Annotated in this window: 1 protein-coding gene; it reads left to right on the forward strand. The window is 68.9% G+C overall.

The annotated features are described in order from the left end of the window. Positions 1 to 363: porin (locus MKK69_RS31420; protein WP_243972095.1), on the forward strand; the 363-nt coding region annotated here is incomplete at both ends.

Raw genomic sequence — 363 nt, forward strand, 5'->3', positions numbered from 1 at the left:
GCTGAACACGGGTAGCACGCAGAACTTCGGCGTGACCAACCAGCCGACCCCGATCTTCGTCGGCCCGAACCGCTACGGCAACATTGACAGCATCGAGCGCTCGCGTCTGCCCGACTTCGTCGGCGTTGTGCGCCTCGACCACGCCTGGGGCTCGGCCCAGCTCTCCGCCGCCACCCACGCGCTGAACGTCGGCAACCTCTCGACCGCCGCCAGCACCGGCACGGGCGCCATCGTCGCCGCTGCCCATACCAGCAATGTCCAGGGCTTCGCGGTGCAGGGCGCCCTGAAGATTAACACCCCGTTCATCGCGCCGGGCGACGCCCTGTACCTGCAGGGTGCCTACGGCGAGGGCGCGCAGCTCTA

Origin of the sequence: Methylobacterium sp. J-026 (assembly GCF_022829585.1) — a bacterium.
Taxonomy (GTDB): domain Bacteria; phylum Pseudomonadota; class Alphaproteobacteria; order Rhizobiales; family Beijerinckiaceae; genus Methylobacterium.